The organism is Anaerosporobacter sp. (assembly GCF_965301125.1).
Map to the genome: position 1 here is coordinate 698 of NZ_CBDLAM010000300.1, position 2,307 is coordinate 3,004.

The window sequence follows — 2,307 nt, forward strand, 5'->3', positions numbered from 1 at the left end:
ATGTAGGAGCGATGTCGGCAAGACAGCCATTCTCAGCTAACGTGTACTCTTTATTGTAGTTTACTAAGATAAATGGAACTGGATTCGTTGTATGAGCTGTAAATGGTGCTCCTGTTTCATAATCCAATAATTGTTCCACATTACCATGGTCAGCACAGATAAACATTTGTCCATCAACGCTTAATAATGCTTCATAAGCCTTACCAACACATTCATCAACTGCTTCTACTGCTTTCACAGCTGCGTCTTGGATACCAGTATGTCCAACCATATCTGGGTTAGCAAAGTTAACGATGATTACGTCATATTTATCAGATTTGATTGCATCTACTAACTTGTCAGCTACTTCGAAAGCACTCATCTCTGGCTGTAAATCATAAGTTGCTACTTTAGGTGATTTAACAAGGATTCTGTCTTCACCTATGTTTGGTTCTTCTACTCCACCATTGAAGAAGAAAGTAACATGAGCATATTTTTCAGTTTCAGCGATTCTTGCTTGTGTCATGTTGTTAGCAGCTAAGAATTCACCAAATGTATTTGTAATAGCTACTTTGTTGAAAGCGATGATTTTGTTAGGAATTGTAACATCGTATTCTGTGAAACATACAAAAGTTAATTTTAAGAATCCCTTTTGTCTGTTAAATCCGTCAAATGCTTCATCACAGAATGCTCTAGTCATCTCTCTTGCGCGGTCAGGTCTGAAGTTAAAGAAGATTACAGAATCATTTTCTTTAATTGTAGCTGTAGCTACTCCATCTTTTCCAACAACTGTAGGTAATACGAATTCATCGTTTTCACCTTTATCGTAAGAGTTTTGTACTGCACAAATAGCACAATCAGCATGTTCACCTTCTCCAAGTACAAGTGCGTTGTATGCTTTCTCTACACGATCCCATCTATTATCACGGTCCATTGCATAGTAACGACCACTTACAGATGCTACTTTACCAACACCGATTTCTTCCATCTTAGCAACTAACTCTTCTACAAATCCTTTACCTGAAGTAGGAGCTGTATCACGTCCATCTAAGAATGCATGTACATATACATTTTCAAGACCATTTTGTTTTGCTAATTCTAGCAAACCATATAAATGTGTATTATGGCTGTGAACTCCACCATCTGAAAGAAGTCCCATTAAGTGTAATGCTACGTTGTTTTTCTTACAATTTTCAATAGCTGCAAGTAAGGCTTCGTTTTTGAAGAAATCACCATCTTCAATTTCTTTTGTGATTCTTGTTAACTCTTGATATATAATTCTTCCGGCACCCATGTTAAGGTGACCAACTTCTGAATTACCCATTTGTCCGTCTGGAAGACCTACTGCTAAACCACTTGCATAACCTTTTACACAAGGATATTCTGTCATTAATTTGTCCATAACTGGAGTCTTGGCATTTGCAATTGCATTTGCTTGTTGTTTGTCATTTAATCCATAACCATCTAAGATCATTAAAACTGTTGGTTTTTTACTCATGATACTTGCTCCTTTTTCTTTGAAATGTATTGTGCTTGAGATAGGAAAGATTCTTTCCATCAAACATGTATCTTAACGCTAGGTCACTCTATAAGAGTTATGTAAATAACGTATAGAGCTTCCATACGTAGTTCGCTTTATTTACATTTAAGCTTACTGCTAAAAGCCCAAAATCATTTATATTTTACCACAATAGTAATTCCTTGTCACGTTAAAAAATTATCATAACTACCTATATAGTATGGAATTGCATTTCATGAATTGTTTTTTGCCCAATATGAACTAATAATTTCTAATTCACTTATAATGTTTTTTCTCCATTTTATGGTATACTTATACTTATGCTTAGTCAATTATGAAACTCTTTGTAATACCTAATTTACTTATTCTAATAATATGGATTTGGGAGGAATACTTAATGAAAGATACTCTTAATAAAACCTTTTTTTATGGATTTAGTGCGATGTTAGCCTTGATTTTTATTGATATACTCAAAGGGAGAGAGATTGACATCCTTTGGGCTATTGTTGGTGGCATAATAATGGGAATGGTCGACTTAATTCTTACTTTACTTCGTGATAAATTCAAAAAAGGAAAATAACTATGTTTTTTTACATATAAGTTCTTGGATTATGATATCATTTCATAATCCATTAACTTTCCAGCATACTCTTTCATCTCCAGTAAGCGGATTGCATTTCTAGTTGTAACTGGTCCTGAATACAGAACGTAATCAAACTCAACTTGTCCCTCTACAATATATTCTTGGAAAACCCAAAATCACATAATTCAATGAATTACCTCCACTTATGAAAATATAAATTATATTA

At 34.1% G+C, this 2,307-nt stretch carries 2 protein-coding genes; one reads left to right on the top strand and one right to left on the bottom strand.

The window, feature by feature from the left end; genetic code table 11:
• Window positions 1-1,477 (bottom strand): 2,3-bisphosphoglycerate-independent phosphoglycerate mutase (gene gpmI, locus ACW2QF_RS19050; RefSeq protein WP_455717598.1); only part of this gene is annotated, 1,477 nt, incomplete at its 3' end.
• A 418-nt stretch (window positions 1,478-1,895) separates the two neighbouring features.
• Here gpmI and ACW2QF_RS19055 point away from each other — a divergent pair.
• Window positions 1,896-2,078 (top strand): hypothetical protein, encoded by a 183-nt coding sequence (locus ACW2QF_RS19055; protein ID WP_455717599.1) that lies wholly within the window; start codon window positions 1,896-1,898, stop codon window positions 2,076-2,078.
• Window positions 2,079-2,307 lie beyond the last annotated feature (229 nt).